Raw genomic sequence first — 24844 nt, forward strand, 5'->3', positions numbered from 1 at the left:
GGCGCCTCCGGAAAACGACTGCACTTTAGAAAGTATAACGCATCCGTCAGCGAATCAAACGCCTTTTGCCTCCAGCTCGCGCAGGCGGGATTCCACGACTTCGTGCAGGGGTTCGCGCGGCGGGGTTGTTCCGGTCCACAGCTTCAACTGTCCGATGGCCTGGTTGACGAACAACTCGATGCCGGGGATCACGGTGCATCCCTTTTCCCTGGCTTCTTTGATGAGGCGCGTTTCCATCGGGTTGTACACCGAGTCGAACACCACCATGCCGGGCTTGAGCAAGCGCGCGGGGTAGGGTGTGTCGTTCGTGTTGGGCGTCATGCCGGCGGGTGAGCAGTTGATGACAATGTCGGTTTCGTGCGCATCGACGTCACGGATGCTGATGAGCTTCGCGTTCAATTCCTGCGCCAGCGCCTCGGCTTTTTCTTTATTGCGGTTGTAGGTGAGGGTGAGCGCCGCGCCCTGTTCGGTGACGCCGTAGCCGATGGCCTTGGCCGTGCCGCCCGCGCCGATGATGAGCACTCGTTTGCCTTTCAGCTCCGTCACCGCATTGAGTGCAGACAGGGCGCCGGTGACGTCCGTATTGTAGCCCACCCAGTCGTTGCCTTCGCGCACCACCGTGTTGACCGCGCCGATTTTCTTCGCCAGCGGGTCGATGCGGTTGAGGTGCTTCATGATGTCTTCCTTGAACGGCATGGTGACGCTGAGGCCGGTGAAGTACGCCTGGTAGGTGTTGAAGAAACGCGTCAGGCTTTTCACCCAGAACGGCACGTACACGTGCGGCAGGTTCAGTTCCTGGAAGGCGCGGTTGTGGATGAGGTAGCCCATGCTTTTGTTCACGGGGTCGCCGATGACGCCGAAAATCTTGCTGTCTATCGTGAGTTCGTTGACGCGGTAGATGTGTTTCAGCGTGGCCGCGGGGATCTGCCCCGGCGCGCTTTCGCGTCCGCGGTCGAGCGAGCCGAACGTCAGCCAGCCGCCGTACATGGGAGAGAGGATTCGGCTGATCTCGCCTTTCTCGCCCATGCAGAACGCGATCAGGTTCACCCCGTCCCGGCGCGCGCGGCTGAGCAGTTGCAGAAGCCGCAGGTTGTCGCTCAAATCCTGCGCGTAGGTGATGAGCTTCAACACGTCGGCGGGCATCTGCGTCATCAACTCGTAGAGCGCATCGATTTTGTCGTCGGTGCGCGTGAAATCGTGGTGCGACAGAATGGCTTTCGATTTGCCCTTGTTCTCCAGCACCGAGCGCAGGAGTTCCGGCGGCGTGGAGGTTTCGATGTCGATGTACATCGCGCCCAGCTCGATGGCTTGTTTGATGACGGCGACGCGCTCTTCTTCCGTGCCGGGGAACTGGCCGCCGTCCATCTTCGCCCGGTTGGTGACGATGTACGGTGTGTTGCCCGCGGCCTCAATCAGGCGCGGCAGATCGTGACTGGCAATCAGATCGAGACGAAACTCGATGAAGTCGGCAACACGGCGGCAGGCGTCGATGTCTTCAAGCGCGCGGTCCATGGTGGGACCGACGATGGGAACGCAAATCATGAAACCTCGTTGAATGATGGAAAAAACAATTGGGTGCGCGAACGCGGCGAGTCCCGATTATGCCCGATGCGGTGGGGAAAATCCAGTGAGGGGAATGTGCGAATGGATGGGGAATTTCATCCCGTTTTCAAAAGCGGCGGCCGCCCCGGCGTAAATGCAAGGCTTCGGATTCCTCTTCTTCCAGGTCCTGGGTGTTGGCGATATTGAGGAAATCCAGCATTTCGAGGTCCGATGGCTTTTCCTCGTTCCTTGCCGCGTTGCGCGCGGTCCCGGTTCCCTGGAAGAGGAGTGGGGCGGTGGGTTGCAAAGCGTCTTGGGCCTGCGACGTGGATGCGTGTTGGGCCTGCGGCAGAAAGGGAGGCGGAGGCAGGGTGGTGAATCTGAAATTGCGCAGTACAGGCTCGGCTTCCTGCCGGGCCCGCATTTCCGCAAACAGGCGTTGGGCTTCCGAGGACAGAGAAACCACATCGGTCTGTCCCTGCACCGTGCGCAGGTGGCTCTGCCGGTTCAGGTCGGCGATGCGGGTCTGGCTCTCGTAAACCCGGAACGCACGCGAAATTTGATTTACGCTCAGGTCCATGTGGTTCTATTCACTCCTTGAAATCAGGCGTCGCCGGAAAACCCGGTGCCTTTCTGGCGGAACGTGCCGTACCCCTGGATGCGTTGCTTGCGGTGTTTGAGGTCCGTCAATTCGTCCCGGGTTTCCAGTTTTTTCGATTTCAGCCGTTCCGCACAGTCGGTTTCGATTTCGATCAGTTTTTCCATAAGGGTCACAACCTCTTCCTGCAAGGCGGCGGCCTGCTCACGCATGTGTTCACGCTCCGCGCGGGAAAGAGTGTCCACCGTTTCCAGCAATCCCTTTTCCGCCCGGCGCAAATCCTGGAGGCGCTGTTCCTTATTCCGCACCAATTCGCGCAGGCGTGCGTCGTCGTCTGCGATGATGGCCGCTTTCTGCTGGTCCGCCAGTTCCAGCAGGTGGGCGTAACCGGCCTTCTGCGTTTCGAGGCCTTTCATGATTTTGGCGGACAGGTCGGGTTGCATGAGATCACACCACGGCGATGAGGTTTCTCAATAAATCGTTTCTTGCGTTGTCCTGAAACAGCTCTGCGATTTTGGATGGAACCTGCGCCAACTGCTGGATTTGTTCCTCTTTAAAATCCAGAATGCCCAGGCTTTCATCCAGCGCCTGCTCGAGTATCGGGTCCAGCCGGGTCAGGATACCATTGTCGGCGTTCGTCAAAATATCGAAAACTTTTTCCGGGTTGCGGGTCAACGCGCGTTCCAACTGCGCCCGGTCGACCTGCAGGGTGTCGTCGGACTGGGTGCGGATGCCGATGGCGGACAACTCCCGGAACAGCTTACTGCCGACGTGCTGGAACAGGTCCCGGATGTTGTCGCGCAGGGAGCGCACGGCGGTGCCCAACCCCACTTCCTGAAACGAGGCTTTTTCCGCATTCACCGCATCGATGCCCAGCGAGCGGATGTCCTGTTGCCCCGGCGACCGGCTTTGCGTCACCGCATCCTGTTCGTTGACCCCGCGGAGCGTGTCCTGCGAACCCTGCACCAGATCACTGCGCAGGGTCTGAATATCCAGGTCGCGCGCGAACAGGCGGTCGTCTCCTAGAATTTTGTTGAAAGCGGTGAGGGCATCGTTGAACCGATCGACAAAAGTTTCGATTTGCCCGGCGGCGGAGGCGGCATCGAGGAACACCCGCACGCGTACCGCATCGGTAGAGGTGCCGTTGAGGGTGAGCGTCACCCCTTCCGCAACGTTGGTGAAGATGTTGGTATCGCTGGAAAAGGTTTTGCCGTCCACCTGGATCTTCGCCCGGCCCGCGATGCTGTTGAGGTCCACCAGCCTTTCGTTGATCGTCACCAACTGGGTGTCCTTCTGCACCGAGGCGCCTTCCGGAGTGAGCGCGAAGAAGCCCAATTGCAGAAGGATGCCGTCCGGATCGTCGAGGTTGATGCGGCCGCCTTCTTCCGCCAGCAGGACCAGCCGGTTATCGGAGGACACGGCGGCAGTCACCCCGGTTTCCGCCGTGCCGCCGTCCAGCCGGCCGTTGCCGTTGGCGTCTTCGGTCGGATCGAGCACGCCGTTGTTGTTGGCGTCTTCGATGACGAACAGGCCTTCAAAAAACTCGCTGGGTTCGATCTCGATGATGTCGATCGAACCGTTGCCGTTGAAGTCTTCCGGCCCGTCGAGCACACCGTTGCCGTTGGTATCCTCGCCGCGGTTGATTTTGAGCGCGATGTCCAAAAGCGAATCTCCCGCCTCCACCGTGACCTCCACTCCGTTGACGGAGAAACTGCCGCTCAGCCCCAGCGCTCCCGTTGCCTGCACATTGGAGACCAGTTTGTCGCGGGTGGCGGTTTGCAGGACAGATATGGAGAAGCGGGAGGCCGACGCCTCACCCCCCGCGGCCACTTCCACCACATCCGGGTCGGCGGAAAATCCGGAAAACAGGTTGAGCGCACCTTTCTCGCGCAGGGTCTGCACCGATTCCCGCAGGGTTTGCAGACGGGTGCGCAGATCGCGCAGGGCGTCGTTCTGCAATTGAACCACCCGTTCCTTTTTATTGAAGTCGTCGAGCGCGGGCAGGCCCGTGTTTTGGAAGTTTTCGGTGAGGAAACGTCCGGTCGAGGCCACGCGCAGGGCATCCAGCGGCCCGCGCAAATCGTCGATCACCGGAAAGCCCCGGTTCACGAAGGTGAACGAGTCGGTCAGGATGTTGGCCCGGTTCGGAAACGGGGTGGCGGGCGGAGTGCTTTCTTCCTGCGGCAGGCGCGCGTTGAGGTTCAGCTTTCCCGTCAGGGAAAGATTGAACGTATTGACCAGTGAACTGCTCAACCCCGCAAGGGCCATGACCGGTTCTCCCACATTGCCGAAACGGTTAGATGATCTGGTTGATGTTGAATCCCCGGCGGGTCACCAGCGACTCCGGGTCGACCTGCCTGAGGGGACGGGTTTCCTGTTCTTCCTCGCGGCGCTCGCGTTCGGCGCGCCGGGCTTCGAGGATATTCTCGGTGCGTTGGGCGTCTTCCACCCGGGCCTGCCGGGCTTCTTCCTGCCGGGCCGCCACGGTTTCCGGCTGGGCTCCCGGAGGCAGGGTGGGTTGGGTTTCGTTCAACAGGCGGTTTGCCTGCTCACCACCGGCGGGTGCGCGGTTTTCATTGGCGGTGTCCCGGTTCTCCGCGAGGAAGTCCCGCAATTCGCGGTTGGCGCGCAGGGCCGGGTCCGTTTCCAGGAAATTGGAGCGTAGGGCCCCGGGATTTTCGACCAGCCGCTCGATGTTGCTGTCCGGTTCCTCCCGCACCCGGTTCCGCGGCTCAGGGGCGGCCTCGACCGGAGGGGGCTCCTCCCGCCGTTGCTGGAGTTCCGGCTCCGGTTCCGGAGGACGCGGCAGGCGCCGGTCGAGCACCGGAGGGTCGAGAGGAAGCACCAGTTCGCCCACCGGACCTTCCCCGCCTGGTTCCGTGCCCAAAGCGTCCCCTGCCTGCGGCCGCAACTCCAGGTTGCCCGGCCTGCGGATGACGGCGGCGATGGCCTGCTCTATGGGGGTGAAGGGTCTCGGGTTGTCTGGGTTGTTCTCATCGAAACGCAGGCCGGTTTGTTCGTTGGGCTCCCCGACGAAACGGCGTTCCACGCCGAGGTCCAACCTGCGGGCGGGTTCCGTCTCCGTTTCCCGGCGCACCACATCCTCCACCGGGCGCGGCTCGGGTTCGCGCGCACGACGCAGGCGGGAGTCGGCCTCGTTTTCCGATTCCCGGGTGCGCAGGCGTTCTGCCTCCCGCTGTTCCTGCCGTTCTTCCTGCGCCCGGCGCAGGCGGGACAGCGCGCCCGTTTCTTCGCCGTTGCCGTTTTCCCCCAAGAGGGGAAGCCCCAGCCGGTTGAATGGAAAAGTGCTGTCGATTTCTGCCATGAGGCCCTGCCTTCCGGAATGATCGCGGGTCCGGAACCCAAAATTGCCCTAAAGTCTCATTTTTATCCGCCGTTAAGAAGTACAGGCGGACTTCAATCTGTTATTCCCGTCGGTCCTGAAAAAAAATAAACAAATGTCAAACCGGCCGGATGGCCTACAACCCTTCAAATCCTTTATGAACCGGAAATGTTCACAAAACAGATTGATTTTAAAGGGTCTGATGGAAAGGAAGCCCGGCTCAGAACGCCGGAGCAAACCCGTCCTGATATCCTTAACGGCAGGCGGGCATAATACTTTAGGCAAAAATAAAAATTTTTTGATTTTTTAAATGATTGGAAAAGCGGAGTTGCAGGTTGGGGCAGGGGGTGGCCGGGAAAAGGTGGTGTCAGTTTTTGAGTTGGGGCAGGACCTCCAGCCAGTCCTTGTAATAAGGTAAAAACTCGTACTCCAGCAGATCGGCCAGACGAATCCAGTCCTGTTTCTTATGCACCTCCAGTACGGACTGGGTCATGGTCAGCAATTGCTGTTTGCGGTCGGACAGGGTTTTCCCATTGTACTGGACGGCATTGACATCGAGTTGACGGGCCTGAACCACCAGCTCCACCAACTGGGAGAACCAGTCGATGCCGTCCACCACGTCCATGAACAACTGGTTGGCCTGTTGCTGGTTGCCGTCGCGGAACATGTTCCCTACCTGTTCGAGGCCGGGAATGAGGCGTTCCAGGTAGCCGATGGCGTTCTGGATGTTTTCGTTGACCATGTCGTTCATGCTCGAGGTTTCGATTTCCAGCTTCTGTACCTCGGTCAGGGGGGTTTCCTTGGTTTCATTGGAGCCGAACTCGACGCTTTTTTCGTTGACGCGGATTTTGAACAGAAACTGGTCTTCTTGCAGGGTTTCTTTCTGGATGTGCTCCAGCAGGTCGCCCAGCCGGGTTTGCGTGTAGGAGGTGTTGTCTTCGGTGCCGTTGATATAGATTTTCATGCGGAGACCTGGTGAGAGTGTTGAGGTAGAAGAAGACCGCCGCCGCCGGAGATGGCGGTGATGGGTGACCGGAGGCGGAAGACGCCGCTTTGGGGCGGCGAATTTGACAACCTGCCTCAATATTATTAACTTTGGTAATAATGTCAAAAGTTTTTGCGGGGAGCGGCGTGAAGCATCCTCGTGGGAGAACGAGCCATGGCCAGTTCCATCGATCCGGAAACCACCCGCCTTTTGCTGAACCTGATTCAGCGCAACCAGTCGGGCCTCCGCACCACGCTGGCGCAGGTGGCCTCGGGCAACCGCATTGTCCGTCCGGGCATCGACCCGGCGGGACTGGCCCTGTCCGACCGGCTGAATGCGGAAATCCGCGCCCTGTCTCAGTCCAGCAGGAATATCGAGACGGGGGCCAACTTCATCAACGTGGCCGAAGGCGGGCTGGCGACCGTCAATGACCTTGCCGCGCGGGCACGGGAGCTTGCGGTGCAGGCCAGCAACGGCACGTTGGGCGATACCGAACGCGGTATCATCAATACCGAATTCCAGCAGGTGTTGAGCGAGATCGACCGCATCTCGCAATCGCTGGAGTTCAATGGCCAGAACCTGTTGAACGGCGACCTCGCGCCGGGATCCCCCAACCAGGTGAACATCCAGGTGGGTTCGGGGAGCGGGCCGGAAAACCAGATCAACCTGAACGTGATCGAAGCGACGGACACCGCGACGCTGGGCCTCGCCGGGCTGGACGTCACCACCGTGAACAATGCGCTCACGGCGATCGGCAGCATCGACACCGCGCTGGGCACCATCAACCAGACCCGCGCCAACGTGGGCTCGGTGTCCAACCGGCTGGCCGCCACCGCCGGGGTCACGCGCGAAACCATCGTCAACCTCGCGGCGGCGGAGGAGGAGATCGCGGGCACCGACATTGCGCGGGCGATCTCCCAGTTGACCCAGGAACTCACCCGGCTGGAGACATCCATCCGTTCGCTCGGCATCCAGAACCGGTCCAACGAAAACCGCGTCGGCCGCCTGCTCAATATCAATACCTGACCCGGCTGAGCCGGGAGGCAACCGGGTGATGCCCGGTGGGCGAACGACGGTCTGTGGGCCCGGACCTCGTCCGGAGGAAGCTGGGTAATGCGTTGTGAGCGAACGAAGGCCGAAGGGCCCATTCCAATGAACACCCCCGAGAGAGAAGATGGGCCCGGCTGAGCCGAGGGCAACCGGGCCAGCGCCCGCAGGCAACGGGTGGGGCTTCACAGGCAACCGTTGCTTTGCAGGCTCAATTCAAGGGCCTGCCGCGCTCCCGTGTGGGCTAACCGGAATTTGCGCTTGATTCCTGCTTCCTGAAATGGTACTTAAATCCCTTGATTCCAAAGAAACTCAGCCCAATTCCGGAGACCAGTAATGGAAGTCAACACCATCAAAATTGAAATCCGCAAACACCACGTCACCCCGGGCGTCAATGTGCTCGACCTGGTGATCGACGCCAACGGCGAGAAGATCGTCAAGCAGACCCAGCACAAGGACACCGACCGCGCCTTCAAGCAATTTGTGGAAGAGGCCATCCGCATCGCCAAGGACCTGGCTTACGCCCGCATCGAAGGCTGACGCGGTTTTCCCCTCTTGCGGCGAGCCCCCTCATAGGGCGCACGGCCGCACCACTTCCTTTTTCGCTTCACTCGATTTTTCGTTCAGGGAGAACCCCCGGCCTTCTGGGTGACGGCAGGCTGTGCGGACCGCCGGGTCCGGCGGTGTGGGTCTTTTCTCTGGGATGGATAAGGCATGGAACGAGTCTTCGGACCCTCGTTCGCCCACCGGGCATTACCCAGCTTCTTCCGGACGAGGTCCGGCCGGGCTAGTCTTCGCGCTGGATGGGTTTGCTTCGGAACGGGCCCTTCGACCTTCGTTCGCTCACAACGCATTACCCAGCTTCCTCCGGACGAGGTCCGGGCCGGGCTAGTCTTCGCGCTGGATGTTCATCTTCTTGAGTTTTTCGACCAGCGTAGTGCGGTTGAGGCCAAGCAGGGTGGCGGCCTTGTTCTTCACCCAGTTGGTTTTCTCCAGAGCTTCCACGATCAGTTCCTTCTCGAACTCCTCCACCATCTTTTTCAGGTTGATGCCTTCGTCCGGGATGCCGACGCAGTAGGACGAGTTCATGGAGTTGCGCAGGAATTCGGCGGGGGTTTCGGTGGGTTCGGCCTGCACCAAAGGTTCCCACTGCTCGCGCGGCACATCGCCCAAAACCTTCTCCGGCAGGTCGCGCGGCGTCAGCGTGCTGGCCGTGCTCAGCACCACCATGCGTTCCATGAAATTGGCAAGTTCGCGGATGTTGCCCGGCCACGGGTAGCGGCAGAGGATTTCCATCGCCGCATCGCTGATGCCGGTGACGCTTTTCCCCTTCTGCTCGTTGAACCGTTTCAGGTAATGGTTGACCAGTAAGGGAATGTCCTCCTTGCGCTCGCGGAGCGGCGGCAGGGAGATGGGAATGACGTTCAGCCGGTAGAACAGGTCCTCGCGGAACTTGCCCTGCTGAATGGCGTCTTCCAGGTTGCGGTGGGTGGCGGCGATGACGCGCACGTCGATCTTGATCGGCCGGCTTCCGCCGACGCGGTCGATCTCGCTTTCCGCCAGCACGCGCAGCAGCTTCACCTGGAGCAGTGCGGGCATGTCGCCGATTTCATCGAGGAACACCGTGCCGTCCTGCGCCAGTTCCATGCGCCCGACGCGGTGGTTGACGGCTCCCGTGAACGCGCCCTTCTCGTGTCCAAACAGTTCCGTTTCCAACAGCTCCCCCGGGATGGCGCCGCAGTTGACAGGCACGAAGGGCTTGCTCTTGCGGTTGCTGTTGTGGTGCAGGGCGCGGGCGATCAGCTCCTTGCCCGTGCCGCTTTCGCCGGTGATGATGACGGTGGAGTTGGAGTCGGCGGCGCGCTCGATCAGGTCGTAAACCGCGGAAATGGCGCCGCTGTTGCCGATCAGGTGGTAGGAATCGTTTTTTAGTTCAAGCCCCATAAATCCAATATTTTATATAAAAATTTCGCTTTGTCAAAAATTTGTCGAAAAATGTTGGTTTTTTAACGAAATTTTTATAACCGATTGATTTTTATGGGTATTTTTGGGAGGTCACTTGCCGATGCAGAAGTCGTCGAAAATCTGGTCGAGGAGGTCCTCGACGAAGGTTTTGCCGAGCAGTCCGCCCAGGTGTTCGAGTGCGGTGTTGAGGTCCACGGCGACGAGGTCCTCAGACAGGTCGCTGTCCAGCGACTGCACCACGTTGGCCAGCGCGTCCCTGGCGTTGGCCAGCGCGGCCCGGTGACGCTCGCGGGTGATGACCGCGCCTTCGCCGGAAGGCACGCCCTCCAGCATGCGTGTGTGCAGGCAGTCGATCAACGCGTCCAGCCCCGCGCCGGTGGTGGCTGAGATTTTGAGCGGCGTCTCGCCGGGAAACGTTTGCGCCAGCGCCCCGGTGTCGAGTTGCTGAGGCCGGTCGCTTTTATTGAGCAGAAGGAGGCGCGGCTTGTCTTTCACTTCATCCAGCAGGATGGCGTCGTTGCCGTCGAGCGGCAGGGATGCGTCCAGCACCACCAGTGCGAGATCCGCCCGTTGCAAAGCGCGGCGCGTCCGGCGGATGCCTTCCTCCTCGATTTCTTCCGGCTGGTGCCGGATGCCCGCCGTGTCCACGATGTTGAGATGCAGGTCCTTGATGCGCACGCGTTCTTCCAGCACGTCGCGCGTGGTGCCGGGATGTGGCGTGACAATCGCCCGGTCTTCTTTCAGCAGGGCGTTGAGCAGGCTCGATTTGCCGGCGTTGGGTTTGCCCACCAGCGCGACGTTCCATCCCTCGCGGTAGATGCGCCCGGCGCGGAAGGTGGCGATGAGGGCATCGATCTCTTTCTGCACGGCGCGCACCTGCTCCGCCATCGCCTGCTTGCGTTCGAACTCCAATCCCTCTTCGGGAAAGTCGATCGCCGCTTCCAGTTGCGCCAGCACGGCGAGCAGGCGGTCGTACAACCCGTTCAATGTTTCAGACAGTTTGCCTTGCAGTTGGGAGACGGCGGAGGTGAGGGCCTTGTCCGATGCGGCATGGATGAGGTCGGCCACCGCTTCGGCCTGGGTGAGGTCGAGGCGGCCGTTCAAAAACGCCCTGCGGGTGAACTCGCCGGGCTGGGCGAGGCGCGCCCCGGCATCCAAGACACTTTGCAGGATGCGTGCGGCGACGAACGCGCCGCCGTGTCCGTGAATCTCCACCACGTCCTCGCAGGTGTAACTGCGCGGTGCCTCGAAGCGGATCAGCAGGACTTCGTCGAGCACGCGTTGTGTTTCGGGATCGATGATGTGGCCGAACGCGGCTTTGAGCGGGGGGATGGAGTCGGTCGCCGCAGGCGGTGCGGCGCGGAACAGTTTGCGGGCGAGAGGCCAGGCGTCTTTGCCGCTGATGCGGACGATGTGGATGCCTCCCTCTCCCAGCGGTGTGGCGATGGCGGCGATGGTGTCATCCATGACGGCCCCTCCAAAAACGGTCAGTCTTTGGCGACGTGATAAATGTAGTACTGCTGGGAGATGGTGAGGAGGTTGTTCACGGTCCAGTAAACGACCAGCCCCGCCGGGAACGTGATGAACAGGAACGTGAAGAGTAGGGGCATCATGAGAAAGATTTTCTGCTGAACGGGATCGGCCACCGTCGGCGTCAGTTTCTGTTGCAGGTACATGGTCGCGCCCATGAGCACCGGCGTCACGAAGTACGGGTCGCTTTGCGACAGGTCATGAATCCACAGGATGAACGGCGCGCCGCGCAGTTCGATGGAGAAAAACAGCGCGTGGTAGAGCGCGATGAACACCGGAATCTGCAACAGCATCGGCAGACAGCCACCCAGCGGGTTCACCTTGTGCTTGCGGTAGAGGCCGATCATCTCCTCGTTCATTTTCTGCCGGTCGTCCTTGTAGCGTTCCTGCAGGACTTTGACGTAAGGCTGGATCTTCTGCATGCCTTTCATCGACTTGAAGCTCTTGTGCGTGAGCGGGAAGAACAGCAGTTTGATGACGAACGTGAGCAGGATGATCGACCAGCCGTAGTTGCCGAGCAAGTCATAAAAAAAGTTGAGGCACTTCAGGATCGGTTTGACAAGGAATGCGAACTTGTTGCCGAACCAGCCGTAATCGATCAACCGCACCAGCTTGTGGCCGAGGCTTTCCAGCAGTTCCAGCTCCTTGGTGCCGACGTACACCTGGTAGGTGGCGGAGGAGGCGGCCTGCACCGTCTCGAAATTCAACCCGACGTACTGCGTGCTGTCGTCGACTTTTTGTACGAACGCCGATTGCACTCCCTTTTCGGGAATGAGCGCGGCGGCAAAATATTTGTTCTGGAACGAAGTCCACACCAGGTCGCCCTTGTGGGTGACGGTGTTGGTCATGTCTTCGGCGGGGTTTTCGACGCGGTTGTTGTTGACGAAGGTGGTGGGGCCGGAAAAGGAGATGTAGTTGGGACCCGCGGTGTCTGCGCCGCCGATGCCGGGTCCCCAGATCACGGCGTACTTGATGTTTTTGTCGGCAAAAGGCGGCGCGCGCATTTGCGTGCGGACCTTGAACATGGGCTTGCCGTATTCAAACGTGAGGTGCCGCACCACTTCCAGCCCGGACTCATCTTTGAGGTGCAGAGTGATCTCGCCCTGCGGTTTGTCCTTGGTCAGCGTCAGCGATTTTTGAGACGGCTCGAAATGACCGTTTAACAGGATCGGGTCCAACTGCGGCTCGCCAGTGATGACGGTGAGCGGGTAGAGCGATCCTTCCGGATGGCGTACCAGGTTCAGCGGCTCGCCTTCCGGGTTCTTGTTTTTATGCAGGAGCGCGTGCGTCAGCACCCCGCCTTTGGTCGAGAAGCGGTAGGTCACCAGCTCCGTTTTCACCTCGACGGTTTCCCCGGGCTGGGAAGAGATTTGCGTGGTCGTGCCGGTATCGGGAAAAGCTTCCGTGTCCTGGCCGAACGGCATCTCCATCGCGCCGCTTTCCTGCGTGTCTGCGGGCGGTTGCACGGCGTCCGGCGTTTTTGTTCCGGTTTGCGATGGCTGGATTTTCTGTTGCTGTGTTTTCTCGGATTTCTTTGCCTGCTGTTCCGGTGGTGGCTGGAACTGGGCCATGACCCATCCCCAGACAACGAACACCCCCAGCGACAGAACAAAAGCGAGAAGCAATCGGTTTTCCAAGATTCAACCTCCGCTTAACGGACCGGGTCGTGCCCGCCCTCGTGGAACGGGTGACATTTTGAAAGACGGGCGACAATGCGCCATGCGGCCGTGAACAGCGGCAGGCGGTCGAGCGCCTGGCATGCATATTCCGAGCAGGTGGGATGAAACCGGCAGGCCGGCGGCAGAAACGGAGCGATGCCGATCTGGTATCCGCGAATGCACTGTTTGAACAGGTATCGAATCATGATGGTTTTCGCTGAGCCGGGAAGGAGACCGACGGGTTGCCGATGGGTTATTTCATCCTGCGCAAGGTATTGGCCAGTTTGGTTTCCAGTTTCGTGCAGGGCAGGGGGACCAGGTTTCTGCCGGAGACCACCACGATGTCCATGCCCGCCGGGCCGGCCTGTTTGTGATGCCGGAAGACCTCGCGGATCTTGCGCTTGGCCCGGTTGCGGGCCACCGCATTGCCGATTTTCCTCGAGGCAATGATGCCCAGCCGATTGTGGCCCAAACCGTTGGGCAAATAAAAAAGAGTGCAGAGATCCTCCACTCTTTGCTTGCGGCCTTCGGCCATGATTTTTTTGAACTGGGGTCGGTGCAGCAGTCTTTCGTGCTTGCGAAAGGATCGGTCCGGCATGCCCTTACACGGTCAGGCGCTTGCGTCCTTTACGACGGCGGCTGGCCAGCACCCGCCGACCTCCCACCGTGGCCATCCGGGCCCGGAAACCGTGGGTGCGTTTTCTTCTGAGATTTTTCGGTTGATAGGTTCGTTTCATGACAGCAGTTCGGCAGGACAGTGTTGCCTGCGTAATCCCTTATTTTTTAATTGATTATGATATTCTGCGAGGCACTCGGGAGTTGGCAATGATTATTCCATTGGCCCGGCGACTTTGTCAAGGGAAATCCAAATGAAACCAAGGTTTTTACCGCCACCCGACCGGGAAACCCCCGGCCTGACGCGGAGGCCCCTTATATATAATTGAAAACAGGATGGTTGTGGAAACTATTTTGTTTACAAATTTGGGATTTCTGCTATCCTGTTTTCACCCCAAAATACGAAGAACCCAAACAATATCAAAGGGTTTAGAAATAACCGTTTGCACCGGATCAATTTTCTGGAAAGGGATCGCCCATGTGCCCAAAACCCCGATTTCTGTGGAGTGCTCTGCTGACCGCAGGGTTGATGCTGAATGGATCGCCCGCGTGGGCGGCCGATTCCGATACGGGATCCACCCACACCGCCGATGGCGTGCAGGTCGCCAAAATGAATCCGGTCTATCCCATGGTGTTGTCGCGGGGGGTGATCGGCCAGACGGGATCCGAGCAGCCGTCAAAGAAGAAGAAACGTGAAATCCGGGTTGTCCCTGGCAAAAAGACGGACACCTGGGTCACCTACCCCACCTATTTTCGCATGGGACACGTCGGGGAGGAAGTGGAGCCCGTCGGTGAGGTGATCCAGGGCATGCGGCATCACATCGCTTTCAGCCCGGTCCAGTTCATCTTCGCAGAGTTTGAAGAGGTGGAAGACGGCGGCGTGAACGTGAAGGTCGGTGACCGCTTCCGCGTGGTGGTGAACAATGAAACGGTGCGTCATCCCAAGACCACCTTCGGCATCACCGACACCAGCGAAGTCAATTCGCTGGATTTCGGTTACGACGGTGAGTTTGCCTATTCCATTGAGTTGCGGCCGGATGCGGTGGGCCTGAAGTTCACCATCAATGGCGTTGTGGAGGTGGTGGACCTGGCGGAAGAAGGACGGGTTGCCAAATTGAAAGTCATTGAAGGCTTTCACGCCGTGCAGGTCGGTGACTGGCTGGTGCCGATGCCGCGTGAAAAACCGGAAATGATCAAGATCAGTCATCAGCCTCAGGCCAAGGACATTAAGGGTTTTCTCGTGGCCAACGACCGCACCAGCAGTGTGTTCAGTTCGTATGGAGACGAAGTGTACATCGACAAGGGCGCGGTGGACAACGTGGCCATCGGCGACCACTTTGAAGTGTACATCGTGCCGGAGCGTGAGGGATGGTTCGTGGATGAACTGCCGCCGCACGTGATCGGCGAACTGGTGGTGCTTTCCACCCAGGAACACAGCGCCACCGCCGTGGTGGTCAACCAGACCGAACCGCTTCTGCCCGGACACAAGGTCCGCTCGAAGCGCTGAATCAGGGCGCGGCGATTTTCAGAAAGCGTTTCTTACCGACCTTGATGAGGGTTTCGCGGTTGCCCGCCAACTGCATTTTTTCGTCGGAGACGCGTTCGCCGTCTACAGTGACGGCACCCTGCTTGATGAGGCGCCTTGCCTCGGAAGTGCTTTTGCACAACTCATAACCGGCGAGCACGCTGGCGATCTCCCGTGCTTCGTCGCCCCAGCCGGGCACGGTGGGAATGTCCGTCGGCAGGTTTTTGTTGCTGAACACATTCCTGAACTCTTCCACTGCCCGGTCGGCATCTTCTTTTGAGTGGTACTTCGCCACCAGCTCGTGCGCCAGTTCGATCTTGATGTCGCGCGGGTTTTCCGTCTCGCCTCTTTTCTTCAACGCCTCCAACTCCTGCACACCCAAGTCGCTCAGCAGTTCGTAGTAGCGCCACATGAGGTCGTCGGAGATGGACATGACCTTGCCGAAGATGTCGCCCGGCGGTTCCAGGATGCCGATGGCGTTGTTGAGGCTTTTGCTCATCTTCTGCACGCCGTCGGTGCCTTCGAGCAGAGGCATGGTCAGCACTACCTGCGGCTCCTGCCCGTAAGCGCGTTGCAGGTCGCGCCCCACCAGCAGATTGAATTTCTGATCGGTGCCGCCCAGCTCCACATCCGCTTTCATGGCGACGGAGTCGTAGCCCTGCACCAGCGGGTACATCAACTCGTGCAGGGAGATCGGCAGGTTTTGATTGAGCCGTTTGGTGAAGTCGTCCCGCTCCAGCATGCGCGCCACGGTGTATTTGGCGGCGAGGTTGATCAGGTCGGTGGCGGTGAACGGTCCCATCCACTCGCTGTTGAACATGACGGTGGTGCGTTCGCGGTCGAGGATCTTGTACACCTGCTCGAGGTAGGTCCTGGCGTTGTCCGCGACCTCTTCGGCGGTCAGGCTCTTGCGCGTTTCGGATTTGCCCGTCGGGTCGCCGATCATGCCGGTGAAGTCGCCGATCAGAAACACCGCCTCGTGGCCGAGTTCCTGGAAGTGTTTCATCTTCTGCAGGAGCACCGTGTGGCCGAGGTGCAGGTCGGGTGCTGTGGGATCGAACCCGGCCTTGACGCGCAGGGGCTTGCCTGATTTAATGGACCGTTCCAGAATCCGGGCGAGTTCTTTTTCGTCGATGATCTCGACCGCTCCCCGCTTGATGACTTTCAACTGTTCTTCGACTGGCAACATGATGGTCTATTGTAAAACGGATGGGAAGGGACCGGCCCGGGACGGAACCGGAATGTTGCAAGCTAGCACACCCCCGGTTTCACTGCAACGCCTTTGGACGGCCCGTCCTTCCACCGGGCGCCCGGAAGCAACCCCGTCACCGATGCAACCCGTATGACCGCAAAACCGATTTCCGAATCGCACCTGAAAAAATACCGGCAGGCGGGCTGGGCGTTTTTACTGCTCAACCTGTATTACGTCGGCATGGTGTACGTGTTTCTGCCGCCGTTCAACCTGAGCGTTGCGGAGGGTGCGGGGTATACGGCGTTGGCGCTGGCTTTGTTCGGCACGCTGTCGTATTTTATATATAAGGGTGGGCGGATACTCGTTGGCGTCCTCATCTTCGTCTATACCGTGCGCGTTTCCGGTTCCATCTACACCCTGACCACTGGCGATGCGTTCGAGGCGGTGCCCTACGTTCTGCCATCCACCATCGCCGCCTTATACATGCTGTGCCGGGCGTTCTTCAACTGGCGTTGACGCCCGAACGGGAGCGCCCATGGAACCTCTGCAACTGGACGGCAACAACCTGACGCTGGGGCAGGCCGTCCGCGCCGTCGCAAACGGCACGCCGTTATCCCTCACCAAGGAAGCCCGCAACCGGGTCACCCATTCCCGCGAACAGATCGATGCCGCCGTGCGCGAGCGCAAGGTCGTCTATGGCGTCACCACCGGTTTCGGCGCGCTGAGCAACGTGGTGATCCCGCCGGAAGACGCGCGCGCCCTGCAGAATAATGTGTTGCGGAGCCACGCCGCCGGGGTGGGTCCGGCGTTCGACGACGAAGTTGTGCGCATGACGATGCTCTTCATGGCGAACAGCAAGGCCAAGGGCTATTCCGGTCTGCGCCTGTCCACGCTGGAAACATTGATGGAACTGTTCAACAAGGGCGTCGTGCCGGTGGTGCCGGAACGGGGGTCGGTCGGTGCGAGCGGCGATCTGGCCCCCATGGCGCACCTGTCGCTGGTGCTCATCGGCCGCGGCCGTGCGCGGTACCGGGGCGAGGAGATGGAGGGCGCGGAAGCGCTGAAACGCGCGGGTATCGAGCCGGTGTCGCTCGCCGAAGGGGAAGGCCTCGCCCTCATCAACGGCACGCAGGTGATGACGGCGCTGGGCGCACTCACCCTGTGCATGGGGTCGAGGCTGGCGAAGGTCATGGACATCGCCGCCGCCATGAGTCTCGAAGTCCTGCTCGGCACCAACACGCAGTTCCATAAACGCATTCATCATATCCGGCCGCATCCGGGGCAGATCGACACCGCCTCCAACATGCGCAAGATCACCGACGACAGTGAGATCATCTCCTCACACAAGGACTGCGACCGCGTGCAGGACGCCTATTCCCTGCGGTGCGTGCCGCAGGTGCACGGCGCGACGCGCGACACGCTTTCGCATGTGCGGCGTGTTCTGGAGACGGAGATGAACTCGGCGACGGAAAACCCGCTGGTATTCGAAAACGGGCAGGTGCTCAGCGGTGGCAACTTCCACGGCCAGCCGGTGGCGCTGGCGATGGATTTCCTCACCATCGCCCTGGCGGAGCTGGCCAACATTTCCGAGCGCCGCATCGAGCGCATGGTGAATCCAAACCTGAGCGGACTGCCGTCGTTTTTGATCGAGGGCGGGGGACTGCACTCCGGCTTCATGATCGCGCAGTACACCGCGGCGGCGCTGGTGTCGGAGAACAAGGCGTGGGCGCATCCCGCGTCGGTGGACTCCATCCCCACCTCCGCCAACAAGGAGGATCACGTCAGCATGGGCACCATCGGCGCGCGCAAGGCACGGCACGTGGCGGAAAACCTGAAGTACGTCGCCGCCATCGAACTGTTGTGCGGGGCGCAGGCGATGGACCTGTTCACCAACCTCAAGCCGGGGCAGGGCACGCTGGCGGCTTACCAGGCGTTGCGCAAACACGTTTCACATATGGACGCCGACCGCGAACTGAATCCGGACATTGAAACCGTGGCGCGCCTGATCGACAGTGATGAAATTCTGGACGCGGTGGAGAAAGTCACCGGTCCACTACGTTGATGGTTCGCGTTATTTATTTTAGGACTCGCCCGCATGGAAACACCCGTGTTTGAAACCGGCCCGGACCGCCTGCCGCTGGTGACGGAGACCGGCCGTGTGTATTTTGGATTGCAACATTCGTCCGCACCGGAACTCAACCGTCGCGTGGTGGAGCTGTTCGAATACCTCAACCGGCACATCGGTTTTCGTGACAACGAGTCGGGCCGCCACCAACAGCAGTGCTTCAACCTGATCCTGCGTTACGCCTATCCGGAAATCATGATCGACCTCGCCGACCTCGTTTACGTCCAGCACGAGCGGCCGATGGTGTTTCTGAACCTGGATCATATCGACGGCAACCGGCGCGCCGACCGTAATGCGCCTCTGCGCAACCTTTCGGACGAGGACATGAACCACGAGATGGAGTTCCTGTTCCGTTCGTTGGCGCACGCCATCCGCCACGACCGGGATCTGGCGGAAGACCCGGTGGTGGTGCGGCTTCTGGCGGAGAGCTACAGCACCTATCTCGTGCTCACCGAAAACTTTCCGTGGGACCAGGGCCTGACCGATCTCATTCCTCCGATCGACGAACCGGTGCTGGACGTGGCGACGGGACTGACGGGATTCGGCATCCTGCACGACTGGCCGGAGGACCGGGCGCCGCTCTACCTCAGTGATTCGATGCCGTTCATCATCGAGGCGCTCACGCATTACCGCGACTGCATCGGCAAGAAGAACGTGGAGATCGTGGACGCGCGGTTTCCCGATGGCGTGGACGGAGCGCCCCGGTTCGGCTGGATGCAGGTCAGCAAGTTCCTGCATCACCTGCAACGGGAAGACCGCCGTGCGTTTCTGAAATGGGCGCTCAGGCAGTTGAAGCCGGGCGGGCGGATGATGATCGTGGACACGGATCTGGAGTACCAGATTTTAAAGGAAGCACAGAAACCGGAGTACCGCGACAAGTTGATGCCGGGTTACCTGGAGACGCTGGTGGACATCGAGGACAAGTTCTGCCACAACCTGGTCGAGGATGTGCGCGAGGCGGGGTTCGTGGTGGAAGACTTTGAGTTCCACGAGTTCTTCGACGAAACGGATGCGTACAGTTATTATCCCGGAGACACCCTGTCGCTTCAGTTTCTGGGATTCGAGATCGTCGCCGAAAAGGTGATGTGACTGCCGGGGACGGAAGCGGCTCTCACTTTGTGTTGAGGTTTTTGTGCAGGGCTTTCCAGTCCGCCTGCACGGTTTTGAGAGCTTTGGTTTCCATGGCGCGGTAGTGTTCGACGACGCTGTGCCCGAGTTCCGTCAGGGCCGCACCGCCGCCGCCGGCTCCGCCTTTACTGCGCTCCACCAGCGGTTTTTTGAAACACTGATTCATGGTGTCCACCATGCCCCAGGCCCGGCGGTAGCTGAGGCCGATCTCCCGCGCCGCGGCGGAGATCGATCCCGTGCGGCCGATGGCCTCCAGCAGGTCCACCTTGCCCGGGCCGAGCGCGATCTCGCCGTGCAGGGTGATGCGGAAACGCGGTTTCAACTGCGCGGGCTTGGATGACGGTCCGGACATGGCAACCTCAGGGTGAGTCGGTGGTGGCAACGCGTTCGATTCCCACCACGTTGGGAATCGGCCAGGCGATCAGGTTGGCGTCATTTTCGTTCGAGCCCGTGGAATAACTGCCCAGAAATTCCATCTGCTGATCGCCTGATTGAATGAACATCTGTGCTTCCGGACCGCCTTCCACGTACATGGCGCGCTTCAGGTGGATCGGCAGCTCCAGCAGGATATTGATGAGATCGTGCGTGCTGTAGGGCGAGCGCACGTGCATGAACAAGACGTGGCCGTTTTCATCCGTTCCAATCGCGGCGGTGCTCCAGATGCGGTCCTGCTGTTGCCACACATTGCTCCCGTCGCAGGATATCATGCGGATGCTCTGGATCAGCGTGCGGTAGCGCGCGCGCAGGGTGTCCACATCCTGGCAGTCGCGGTCGAGAATCTGCACCGGCGGCAGGCCTTGCTTTGTGGGATGAAACGCAAGCAGGGCGCGGTCCTTCGAGTACCAGGTGTTGTTGACGTGGCCGATGGTTTGCATGAGCGACACGCTGGTCAGGTTGTCGGCCTGATACATGCTGGCGTTGATGGCGGCGACGAGCTGGTGTTCCTGCGACCATTCACGGGCGGAGCGGCGTTTGTTCTGGTCCGCCGAGGCGTTGAGCAGACGGAAGCGGAAACGCGCCGGATCGATGCGCAACACACGCACGAGCGAGTCGCCGGCAATCGATTTTTGGGGAGCGAGGAAGGTGCCCAGTTGCAGGCCCGGCTCCAGTTGCACCCAGGGAACGAGGTCGCCATTTTTCCCGACGGAGGGGGTTGCGGAGGCGGCTCCCAATGCCAGGGAGACCAGGAGCGCGCCGATGATCTGGGTGTGGGTGCCGAACTTCATGAATCCGCCAACACAGGGTTTCAACCTCTATCCAACCGCGCAAGCCGGGTGGAGTTGCCAACAGATCGTTGAATTATAACAAACTTTCAACGGGTTCCTCGCGTGGGGCCGGATTCTTTCAACTGGCCCCTTTAGAGGGTTTTAAGCCGCGCGAGCTTTTTTAAATAAAGCGATAATCTATTTAATTCAAGGATTTATTTGATGCGTTGGTTGATTTTGAATGGTTTTTGTTTATAATGACGTGACTTCGTTGGAATTCTAATTCACTTCTAAATATCGATTTGATCGAGCCTCGTTTTTCGGGCAGGCTCCCAGAACATAAATCTTATCCATATAAGAAAGGGTGCTCTATCATGATTAAAACGGTTCGTTTCGGAATTTTGGCGGCTATGGTTTTTTCGGTAGGGTGTGCGGCGCAAGGAGGTTCCGGAGGAGGCGATACGGGCACCATGGACAGGGTGTCCGGCGACGGAAAAGGCGTTAAAATCGTAAAACCGCGAACTGCTGAAAGCGTGGATAACAAGGTGGAAGTTTGCCTGGAAACCAGCGGCTACACCGTGGAGCCCGCCAAGAACGGCGTCAACGAGGGCAAAGGCCATCATCACCTGATCGTCGATGTCGATCTGCCGCCGGCCGGCCAGCCCATTCCGAAGGACAGCAACCACATTCACATGGGTGACGGCTCCACCTGCAAAACGATTGAGCTGTCCGACGGCATGCACCGGATTCAGGCGTTGTTCGCCAAGGGGAATCATGTTCCTTATGACCCGCCGGTTACGGATTCAATTGTAGTGTTTGTTCAGTAATTGCTTTAAAAATTAAATCGTTAATTCTGGGAGTCTGATCATGAAACTTCTCGCACGGATTTTTGCAATCATGGCCATTCTGATGCTGGTTGGCTGCGCCTCCACGGGTGGGTCCAACAGTTCTTCGGAAGGCTCTTCTTCGTATTCCGATGTCAAGCAGTTGACGGCGGAGGATTACGAACGGCTGGGTATCAAGGAAACCAACCGGGACTGATTGCGCCCGTTCGTTTCAAAAAATAAAACGCGGAGGCAAATGCCTCCGCGTTTTTTTGTGCGCAGATTTTGACTTAAAGGTGGTCGAGGAACTCCGCCAGGCTGGACACCACCACATCGGCTCCTGAAAAGTCGATATTTTGATTGAGCGGATTGAGCACGATGACGCAGGGCATGCCCGCGTCTTTCGCGGCCTGCAATCCCTTGAGCGCATCCTCCACCACAAAACAGCGTTCCGGTTTCAGGCCCAATTGCTCCGCCGCCTGCAGGAAGATGTCCGGCGCCGGTTTTTCCCGCCGGGTGCCGGGGGATTTGCCGAGGATCGTCTGCACCATGTGCCCCGCCTTGCCATGATCGAGAATGGCGCGGATGTCGTGCTCCCAGGAACCTGATGCGATGGCCACCTTGAAGCGTGCGGTCACGGCTTCCAGGAAACGGATGGCGTCGGGAAACAGTTTGATGTCGCCGTTATTGCAGAACTGCGAATAGAGTTCGAACTTCTCTTCCCGCATCGATTCCGGCGTGACGTCCAGCTTCAGGTCGTACCGCTCGATCTCGCCTTTAATGCCTTTGCCTTTTGATGTGAATTCCACCCAGTATTCGTCCGGGTCGATGCTGTGCCCGTAGCGTTCGAACACCGTGTTGTAGGCTTTGTAGTGGAACGGCTCCGAGTCGGCGATCAGTCCGTCGAAGTCGAGGATGACGCCTTCGCACTTTCGGGTCAAGTCGGCGATGCGGGTTTTGAGGTCGTTGGTCACTTGATAAAAATCGTTAGGGTTGGGGCAGTTCGGCCCCGGTGTGTTCATGGTCGTACACGGACAGGCCGATGCGGTCGAAGCGCACACTGCCGCGGTCCCCGTTCCAGGACCAGTAGATCCACTGCGCTTTACCGCGCACCTTGTCGAGGTCGAGGAAGCCCCATTTCCTGCTGTCGTGGCTGTTCTCGCGGTTGTCGCCCATCACGAACACGTGGCCGTCCGGAATCAGCAGGGGGCCCAGGTCGTCGCGTTCCGGCACCGGCTCCAGGCTGGGCGGTTCCGTGTGGTGCACGTACGGTTCTTCCAGCCGCTGGCCGTTGATGTACACCTGCTGGTGGCGCAATTCCAGCTTCTCACCGGGCAAGGCGATGACGCGCTTGATGAAATCCTTGGTCTCATCCATCGGGTATTTGAAGACGATGATGTCGCCGCGTTCCGGTACTTCCTGAAACAACAGAACGTCCGGAAAAAAACGGATGCCGGCAAACGGGATTTCGTTCGGGATGTGGATGCCGTAGCTGAACTTGGTGACCAGCAGGTGGTCGCCGATCAGGAGCGTGTCTTCCATCGAGCCGGACGGAATCTTGAACGCCTGCACGATGAAAGTGCGGATGAGCAGAGCCAGCACGAGGGCGATGACGATCGCCTCGGTGTACTCCCTCAGCGTGCTCTTCTGCTTGGCGTTTGCGGCCGCGGTGTTGCGGGCCGGGTCCTGCGTATTCTGTTCGGTATTATTTGACATCGGTCCTCAGCACCGCGAGAAAGGCTTCCTGCGGGATTTCCACCTTTCCGATCTGCTTCATCCGCTTTTTCCCGGCTTTCTGTTTTTCCAGCAATTTGCGTTTGCGCGTGATGTCGCCGCCGTAACACTTGGCCAGCACGTTTTTGCGCAGGGCTTTGACGGATTCGCGAGCGATGACCTTGCCGCCAATGGAGGCCTGGATGGCAACCTCGAACATTTGCCGGGGAATCTGTTCCTTGAGTTTTTTGACCAGTTCGCGGCCGCGGTAATATGCCTTGTCGCGGTGGACGATCATGGACAGCGCATCGACCGTCTCCCCGTTGAACAGGATGTCCAACTTTACCAAATCCGACGCCCGGAAATCCAAAAATTCATAGTCGAACGACGCATAGCCCTTGGTCGCTGATTTCAGATGGTCGAAGAAATCGAACACGATTTCGCTGAAGGGCAGGGCGTACTGAAGCATGACGGTCTTCGGCGTCAGGTACTCCATTTTCAATTGAATGCCGCGGCGGTCGCGCGTCAGGCCCATGACAACCCCGACAAACTCGTCGGGCACGATGATGGTGCCAAGCAGGTACGGCTCCAGAATGGTGTCGGTGCGGTCCTGCTTTTTCAGGTTCGACGGGTTGTCGATGATGATGGTCTCGCCGTGTTCCGGCTTCAGGTGAAACACCACCGTCGGCGCGGTGGTCAGCAGGTCCACGTTGTATTCGCGCTCGAGGCGCTCGCGCACGATCTCCATGTGCAGCAGCCCCAGGAAGCCACAGCGGAAGCCGAAGCCCAGCGCGGCGGAGGTCTCCGGCTCGTAGGTGAACGACGCGTCGTTGAGGCGCAGTTTCTTGAGCGCGTCGCGCAGGTTTTCGTACTGGTCGCCGTCGATCGGGTACAGGCCGCTGAACACCATCGGTTTGACGTCCTTGTAACCGGGCAGGGGCTGGGCACAGTTGTTCTTGAATTCGGTGACGGTGTCGCCGATCTTGGTCTCGTCCAGTTTCTTGATGCCGGCGATGACGAAGCCGACCTCGCCCGCGCTCAGGCTGTCGATGCGCTTCGGGACCGGGGTGAACGCGCCCAGTTCTTCGACTTCAAAAGTGTGTCCGGTAGCCATCATCTGGATGGTCATGCCCTCTTTCAGGTGCCCGTCCACCACACGCACGAGGATCATCACGCCCTTGTACAAATCGTACCAGGCGTCGAACAGAAGCGCCTTGAGCGGCTTATCCGGGTCGCCTTTCGGCGGCGGGATGCGCTCGACGATGGCCTCCATGATCTCGTCCACGCCGATGCCCTGCTTGGCGCTGGCGAGGATGGCCTCGGTGGAGTCGATCTGCAGGATGTCTTCCAACTGCTCGCGCACCATGTCGGGGTCGGCGCTCGGCAGGTCCACCTTGTTGATGACCGGGATGATGGTCAGGTTGCCCGCCATGGCCAGGTTGACGTTGGCGATGGTCTGCGCCTGGATGCCCTGCGACGCGTCGATCAACAGCAGGACGCCCTCGCAGGCGGCGAGACTGCGCGACACTTCGTACGAGAAGTCCACGTGGCCCGGCGTGTCGATCATGTTGAAGGTGTAGTTGTCACCTTTCTGCGTCCGGTATGGCAGGCGTACGGTCTGGGCCTTGATGGTGATGCCGCGCTCGCGCTCCAGGTCCATGTTGTCGAGGTACTGGTCCTTGAACACGCGCTGTTCGAGCGCACCGGTCTTCAGGATCAGTTTGTCCGCGAGGGTGGACTTGCCGTGATCGATGTGGGCGATGATTGAAAAATTGCGTACGTGCTGTTGATTCATTTCGGGATTACGGTTCGGGTGTGCCTGAAGCAGACCCGCTATTGTAGCAAGTTC

The 24844-nt window shown here is 59.6% G+C and carries 26 protein-coding genes; 8 read left to right on the forward strand and 18 right to left on the reverse strand.

Annotated elements, in window-relative coordinates; all coding sequences use genetic code 11:
* Positions 1 to 54 precede the first annotated feature (54 nt).
* The 6 genes from aroE to J2S31_RS03380 all read right to left on the reverse strand — a co-directional run bounded on the left by aroE (position 55) and on the right by J2S31_RS03380 (position 6447).
* Positions 55 to 1542 carry a shikimate dehydrogenase gene (aroE, locus tag J2S31_RS03355; protein WP_237097648.1) on the reverse strand — a complete coding sequence of 496 codons (1488 nt, stop codon included), beginning with the start codon at positions 1540 to 1542 and terminating at the stop codon, positions 55 to 57.
* Between the two features lie 127 nt (positions 1543 to 1669).
* On the reverse strand, positions 1670 to 2122 hold the full coding sequence (locus J2S31_RS03360) for a hypothetical protein (RefSeq protein WP_237097649.1): 453 nt from the start codon (positions 2120 to 2122) through the stop codon (positions 1670 to 1672).
* Positions 2123 to 2145: 23 nt separating this feature from the next.
* Positions 2146 to 2583 (reverse strand): flagellar export chaperone FlgN, encoded by a 438-nt coding sequence (locus J2S31_RS03365; protein ID WP_237097650.1) that lies wholly within the window; start codon positions 2581 to 2583, stop codon positions 2146 to 2148.
* A gap of 4 nt (positions 2584 to 2587) precedes the next feature.
* A complete protein-coding gene (fliD, locus tag J2S31_RS03370) occupies positions 2588 to 4408 on the reverse strand; it encodes a flagellar filament capping protein FliD (RefSeq protein ID WP_237097651.1) in 1821 nt (606 codons plus the stop codon).
* Positions 4409 to 4436: 28 nt separating this feature from the next.
* A complete protein-coding gene (locus J2S31_RS03375; RefSeq protein WP_237097652.1) occupies positions 4437 to 5465 on the reverse strand; it encodes a hypothetical protein in 1029 nt (342 codons plus the stop codon).
* Positions 5466 to 5850: 385 nt separating this feature from the next.
* Positions 5851 to 6447 carry a hypothetical protein gene (locus J2S31_RS03380; RefSeq protein WP_237097653.1) on the reverse strand — a complete coding sequence of 199 codons (597 nt, stop codon included), beginning with the start codon at positions 6445 to 6447 and terminating at the stop codon, positions 5851 to 5853.
* 195 nt (positions 6448 to 6642) lie between these two features.
* Between J2S31_RS03380 and J2S31_RS03385 the strand changes: the two genes are divergently transcribed.
* Together J2S31_RS03385 and J2S31_RS03390 are read left to right on the forward strand one after the other, a co-directional pair.
* Entirely contained in the window at positions 6643 to 7494 is an 852-nt protein-coding gene (locus J2S31_RS03385) for a flagellin (protein ID WP_237097654.1), read from the forward strand.
* Positions 7495 to 7851: 357 nt separating this feature from the next.
* Entirely contained in the window at positions 7852 to 8055 is a 204-nt protein-coding gene (locus tag J2S31_RS03390; protein WP_237097655.1) for a hypothetical protein, read from the forward strand.
* A gap of 348 nt (positions 8056 to 8403) precedes the next feature.
* On the opposite strand, the gene J2S31_RS03395 is transcribed toward J2S31_RS03390, so the two are convergent.
* The 6 genes from J2S31_RS03395 to rpmH form a co-directional block, all read right to left on the reverse strand.
* The gene (locus tag J2S31_RS03395; RefSeq protein WP_237097656.1) at positions 8404 to 9459 is read right to left on the reverse strand and encodes a sigma-54 interaction domain-containing protein; all 1056 of its coding nucleotides are present in this window, start codon (positions 9457 to 9459) and stop codon (positions 8404 to 8406) included.
* A gap of 111 nt (positions 9460 to 9570) precedes the next feature.
* Positions 9571 to 10947 (reverse strand): tRNA uridine-5-carboxymethylaminomethyl(34) synthesis GTPase MnmE, encoded by a 1377-nt coding sequence (gene mnmE, locus J2S31_RS03400; RefSeq protein WP_237097657.1) that lies wholly within the window; start codon positions 10945 to 10947, stop codon positions 9571 to 9573.
* Positions 10948 to 10967: 20 nt separating this feature from the next.
* Positions 10968 to 12647, reverse strand: a complete 1680-nt coding sequence (gene yidC / locus J2S31_RS03405; RefSeq protein ID WP_237097658.1) for a membrane protein insertase YidC — start codon at positions 12645 to 12647, stop codon at positions 10968 to 10970.
* A gap of 14 nt (positions 12648 to 12661) precedes the next feature.
* Positions 12662 to 12874 carry a membrane protein insertion efficiency factor YidD gene (yidD, locus tag J2S31_RS03410; RefSeq protein ID WP_237097659.1) on the reverse strand — a complete coding sequence of 71 codons (213 nt, stop codon included), beginning with the start codon at positions 12872 to 12874 and terminating at the stop codon, positions 12662 to 12664.
* Between the two features lie 47 nt (positions 12875 to 12921).
* Positions 12922 to 13266: a ribonuclease P protein component gene (rnpA, locus tag J2S31_RS03415; protein WP_237097660.1), complete on the reverse strand. Its 345-nt coding sequence runs from the start codon at positions 13264 to 13266 to the stop codon at positions 12922 to 12924.
* A gap of 4 nt (positions 13267 to 13270) precedes the next feature.
* Entirely contained in the window at positions 13271 to 13405 is a 135-nt protein-coding gene (gene rpmH / locus J2S31_RS03420; RefSeq protein WP_237097661.1) for a 50S ribosomal protein L34, read from the reverse strand.
* A gap of 356 nt (positions 13406 to 13761) precedes the next feature.
* On the opposite strand from rpmH, the gene J2S31_RS03425 reads away from it, so the two are divergent.
* Positions 13762 to 14790: a hypothetical protein gene (locus J2S31_RS03425; RefSeq protein WP_237097662.1), complete on the forward strand. Its 1029-nt coding sequence runs from the start codon at positions 13762 to 13764 to the stop codon at positions 14788 to 14790.
* A gap of 1 nt (position 14791) precedes the next feature.
* Here the strand turns inward: J2S31_RS03425 and tyrS are convergent, their stop codons facing one another.
* A complete protein-coding gene (gene tyrS / locus J2S31_RS03430) occupies positions 14792 to 15997 on the reverse strand; it encodes a tyrosine--tRNA ligase (protein WP_237097663.1) in 1206 nt (401 codons plus the stop codon).
* A 153-nt stretch (positions 15998 to 16150) separates the two neighbouring features.
* On the opposite strand from tyrS, the gene J2S31_RS03435 reads away from it, so the two are divergent.
* The 3 genes from J2S31_RS03435 to J2S31_RS03445 are packed head-to-tail and all read left to right on the forward strand — an operon-like array spanning position 16151 to position 19214.
* Positions 16151 to 16516: a hypothetical protein gene (locus tag J2S31_RS03435; RefSeq protein WP_237097664.1), complete on the forward strand. Its 366-nt coding sequence runs from the start codon at positions 16151 to 16153 to the stop codon at positions 16514 to 16516.
* Between the two features lie 19 nt (positions 16517 to 16535).
* Positions 16536 to 18062, forward strand: a complete 1527-nt coding sequence (gene hutH / locus J2S31_RS03440; RefSeq protein ID WP_237097665.1) for a histidine ammonia-lyase — start codon at positions 16536 to 16538, stop codon at positions 18060 to 18062.
* A gap of 33 nt (positions 18063 to 18095) precedes the next feature.
* Positions 18096 to 19214, forward strand: a complete 1119-nt coding sequence (locus J2S31_RS03445; protein WP_237097666.1) for a class I SAM-dependent methyltransferase — start codon at positions 18096 to 18098, stop codon at positions 19212 to 19214.
* 22 nt (positions 19215 to 19236) lie between these two features.
* On the opposite strand, the gene J2S31_RS03450 is transcribed toward J2S31_RS03445, so the two are convergent.
* Both J2S31_RS03450 and J2S31_RS03455 read right to left on the reverse strand, forming a co-directional pair.
* Positions 19237 to 19605 carry a winged helix-turn-helix domain-containing protein gene (locus J2S31_RS03450; RefSeq protein WP_237097667.1) on the reverse strand — a complete coding sequence of 123 codons (369 nt, stop codon included), beginning with the start codon at positions 19603 to 19605 and terminating at the stop codon, positions 19237 to 19239.
* Between the two features lie 7 nt (positions 19606 to 19612).
* Positions 19613 to 20479, reverse strand: coding sequence for a phosphodiester glycosidase family protein (locus tag J2S31_RS03455; protein WP_237097668.1), 867 nt, complete (start codon positions 20477 to 20479; stop codon positions 19613 to 19615).
* Between the two features lie 353 nt (positions 20480 to 20832).
* Here J2S31_RS03455 and J2S31_RS03460 point away from each other — a divergent pair, with 353 nt between their 5' ends.
* Positions 20833 to 21285: a DUF4399 domain-containing protein gene (locus J2S31_RS03460; RefSeq protein ID WP_237097669.1), complete on the forward strand. Its 453-nt coding sequence runs from the start codon at positions 20833 to 20835 to the stop codon at positions 21283 to 21285.
* 40 nt (positions 21286 to 21325) lie between these two features.
* Positions 21326 to 21499, forward strand: a complete 174-nt coding sequence (locus J2S31_RS03465; RefSeq protein ID WP_237097670.1) for a hypothetical protein — start codon at positions 21326 to 21328, stop codon at positions 21497 to 21499.
* A gap of 73 nt (positions 21500 to 21572) precedes the next feature.
* Here the strand turns inward: J2S31_RS03465 and J2S31_RS03470 are convergent, their stop codons facing one another.
* The 3 genes from J2S31_RS03470 to lepA are packed head-to-tail and all read right to left on the reverse strand — an operon-like array spanning position 21573 to position 24790.
* On the reverse strand, positions 21573 to 22256 hold the full coding sequence (locus J2S31_RS03470; protein ID WP_237097671.1) for an HAD family hydrolase: 684 nt from the start codon (positions 22254 to 22256) through the stop codon (positions 21573 to 21575).
* 13 nt (positions 22257 to 22269) lie between these two features.
* The gene (gene lepB / locus J2S31_RS03475; RefSeq protein ID WP_237097672.1) at positions 22270 to 22998 is read right to left on the reverse strand and encodes a signal peptidase I; all 729 of its coding nucleotides are present in this window, start codon (positions 22996 to 22998) and stop codon (positions 22270 to 22272) included.
* The gene (gene lepA / locus J2S31_RS03480) at positions 22988 to 24790 is read right to left on the reverse strand and encodes a translation elongation factor 4 (protein WP_237097673.1); all 1803 of its coding nucleotides are present in this window, start codon (positions 24788 to 24790) and stop codon (positions 22988 to 22990) included. The genes lepB and lepA overlap by 11 nt, the downstream gene beginning before the upstream one ends.
* Positions 24791 to 24844 lie beyond the last annotated feature (54 nt).

Origin of the sequence: Nitrospina gracilis Nb-211 (assembly GCF_021845525.1) — a bacterium.
GTDB classification, from domain to species: Bacteria; Nitrospinota; Nitrospinia; order Nitrospinales; family Nitrospinaceae; genus Nitrospina; species Nitrospina gracilis_A.

Excerpts from the sequence above, each read along its gene's own strand:
- aroE (WP_237097648.1), bottom strand. The coding sequence starts at position 1,542 with ATGATTTGCGTTCCCATCGTCGGTCCCACCATGGACCGCGCGCTTGAA.
- J2S31_RS03360 (WP_237097649.1), bottom strand. The coding sequence starts at position 2,122 with ATGGACCTGAGCGTAAATCAAATTTCGCGTGCGTTCCGGGTTTACGAG.
- J2S31_RS03365 (WP_237097650.1), bottom strand. The coding sequence starts at position 2,583 with ATGCAACCCGACCTGTCCGCCAAAATCATGAAAGGCCTCGAAACGCAG.
- fliD (WP_237097651.1), bottom strand. The coding sequence starts at position 4,408 with ATGGCCCTTGCGGGGTTGAGCAGTTCACTGGTCAATACGTTCAATCTT.
- J2S31_RS03375 (WP_237097652.1), bottom strand. The coding sequence starts at position 5,465 with ATGGCAGAAATCGACAGCACTTTTCCATTCAACCGGCTGGGGCTTCCC.
- J2S31_RS03380 (WP_237097653.1), bottom strand. The coding sequence starts at position 6,447 with ATGAAAATCTATATCAACGGCACCGAAGACAACACCTCCTACACGCAA.
- J2S31_RS03385 (WP_237097654.1), top strand. The coding sequence starts at position 6,643 with ATGGCCAGTTCCATCGATCCGGAAACCACCCGCCTTTTGCTGAACCTG.
- J2S31_RS03390 (WP_237097655.1), top strand. The coding sequence starts at position 7,852 with ATGGAAGTCAACACCATCAAAATTGAAATCCGCAAACACCACGTCACC.
- J2S31_RS03395 (WP_237097656.1), bottom strand. The coding sequence starts at position 9,459 with ATGGGGCTTGAACTAAAAAACGATTCCTACCACCTGATCGGCAACAGC.
- mnmE (WP_237097657.1), bottom strand. The coding sequence starts at position 10,947 with ATGGATGACACCATCGCCGCCATCGCCACACCGCTGGGAGAGGGAGGC.
- yidD (WP_237097659.1), bottom strand. The coding sequence starts at position 12,874 with ATGATTCGATACCTGTTCAAACAGTGCATTCGCGGATACCAGATCGGC.
- rnpA (WP_237097660.1), bottom strand. The coding sequence starts at position 13,266 with ATGCCGGACCGATCCTTTCGCAAGCACGAAAGACTGCTGCACCGACCC.
- rpmH (WP_237097661.1), bottom strand. The coding sequence starts at position 13,405 with ATGAAACGAACCTATCAACCGAAAAATCTCAGAAGAAAACGCACCCAC.
- J2S31_RS03425 (WP_237097662.1), top strand. The coding sequence starts at position 13,762 with ATGTGCCCAAAACCCCGATTTCTGTGGAGTGCTCTGCTGACCGCAGGG.
- tyrS (WP_237097663.1), bottom strand. The coding sequence starts at position 15,997 with ATGTTGCCAGTCGAAGAACAGTTGAAAGTCATCAAGCGGGGAGCGGTC.
- J2S31_RS03435 (WP_237097664.1), top strand. The coding sequence starts at position 16,151 with ATGACCGCAAAACCGATTTCCGAATCGCACCTGAAAAAATACCGGCAG.
- hutH (WP_237097665.1), top strand. The coding sequence starts at position 16,536 with ATGGAACCTCTGCAACTGGACGGCAACAACCTGACGCTGGGGCAGGCC.
- J2S31_RS03445 (WP_237097666.1), top strand. The coding sequence starts at position 18,096 with ATGGAAACACCCGTGTTTGAAACCGGCCCGGACCGCCTGCCGCTGGTG.
- J2S31_RS03450 (WP_237097667.1), bottom strand. The coding sequence starts at position 19,605 with ATGTCCGGACCGTCATCCAAGCCCGCGCAGTTGAAACCGCGTTTCCGC.
- J2S31_RS03455 (WP_237097668.1), bottom strand. The coding sequence starts at position 20,479 with ATGAAGTTCGGCACCCACACCCAGATCATCGGCGCGCTCCTGGTCTCC.
- J2S31_RS03460 (WP_237097669.1), top strand. The coding sequence starts at position 20,833 with ATGATTAAAACGGTTCGTTTCGGAATTTTGGCGGCTATGGTTTTTTCG.
- J2S31_RS03465 (WP_237097670.1), top strand. The coding sequence starts at position 21,326 with ATGAAACTTCTCGCACGGATTTTTGCAATCATGGCCATTCTGATGCTG.
- lepB (WP_237097672.1), bottom strand. The coding sequence starts at position 22,998 with ATGTCAAATAATACCGAACAGAATACGCAGGACCCGGCCCGCAACACC.
- lepA (WP_237097673.1), bottom strand. The coding sequence starts at position 24,790 with ATGAATCAACAGCACGTACGCAATTTTTCAATCATCGCCCACATCGAT.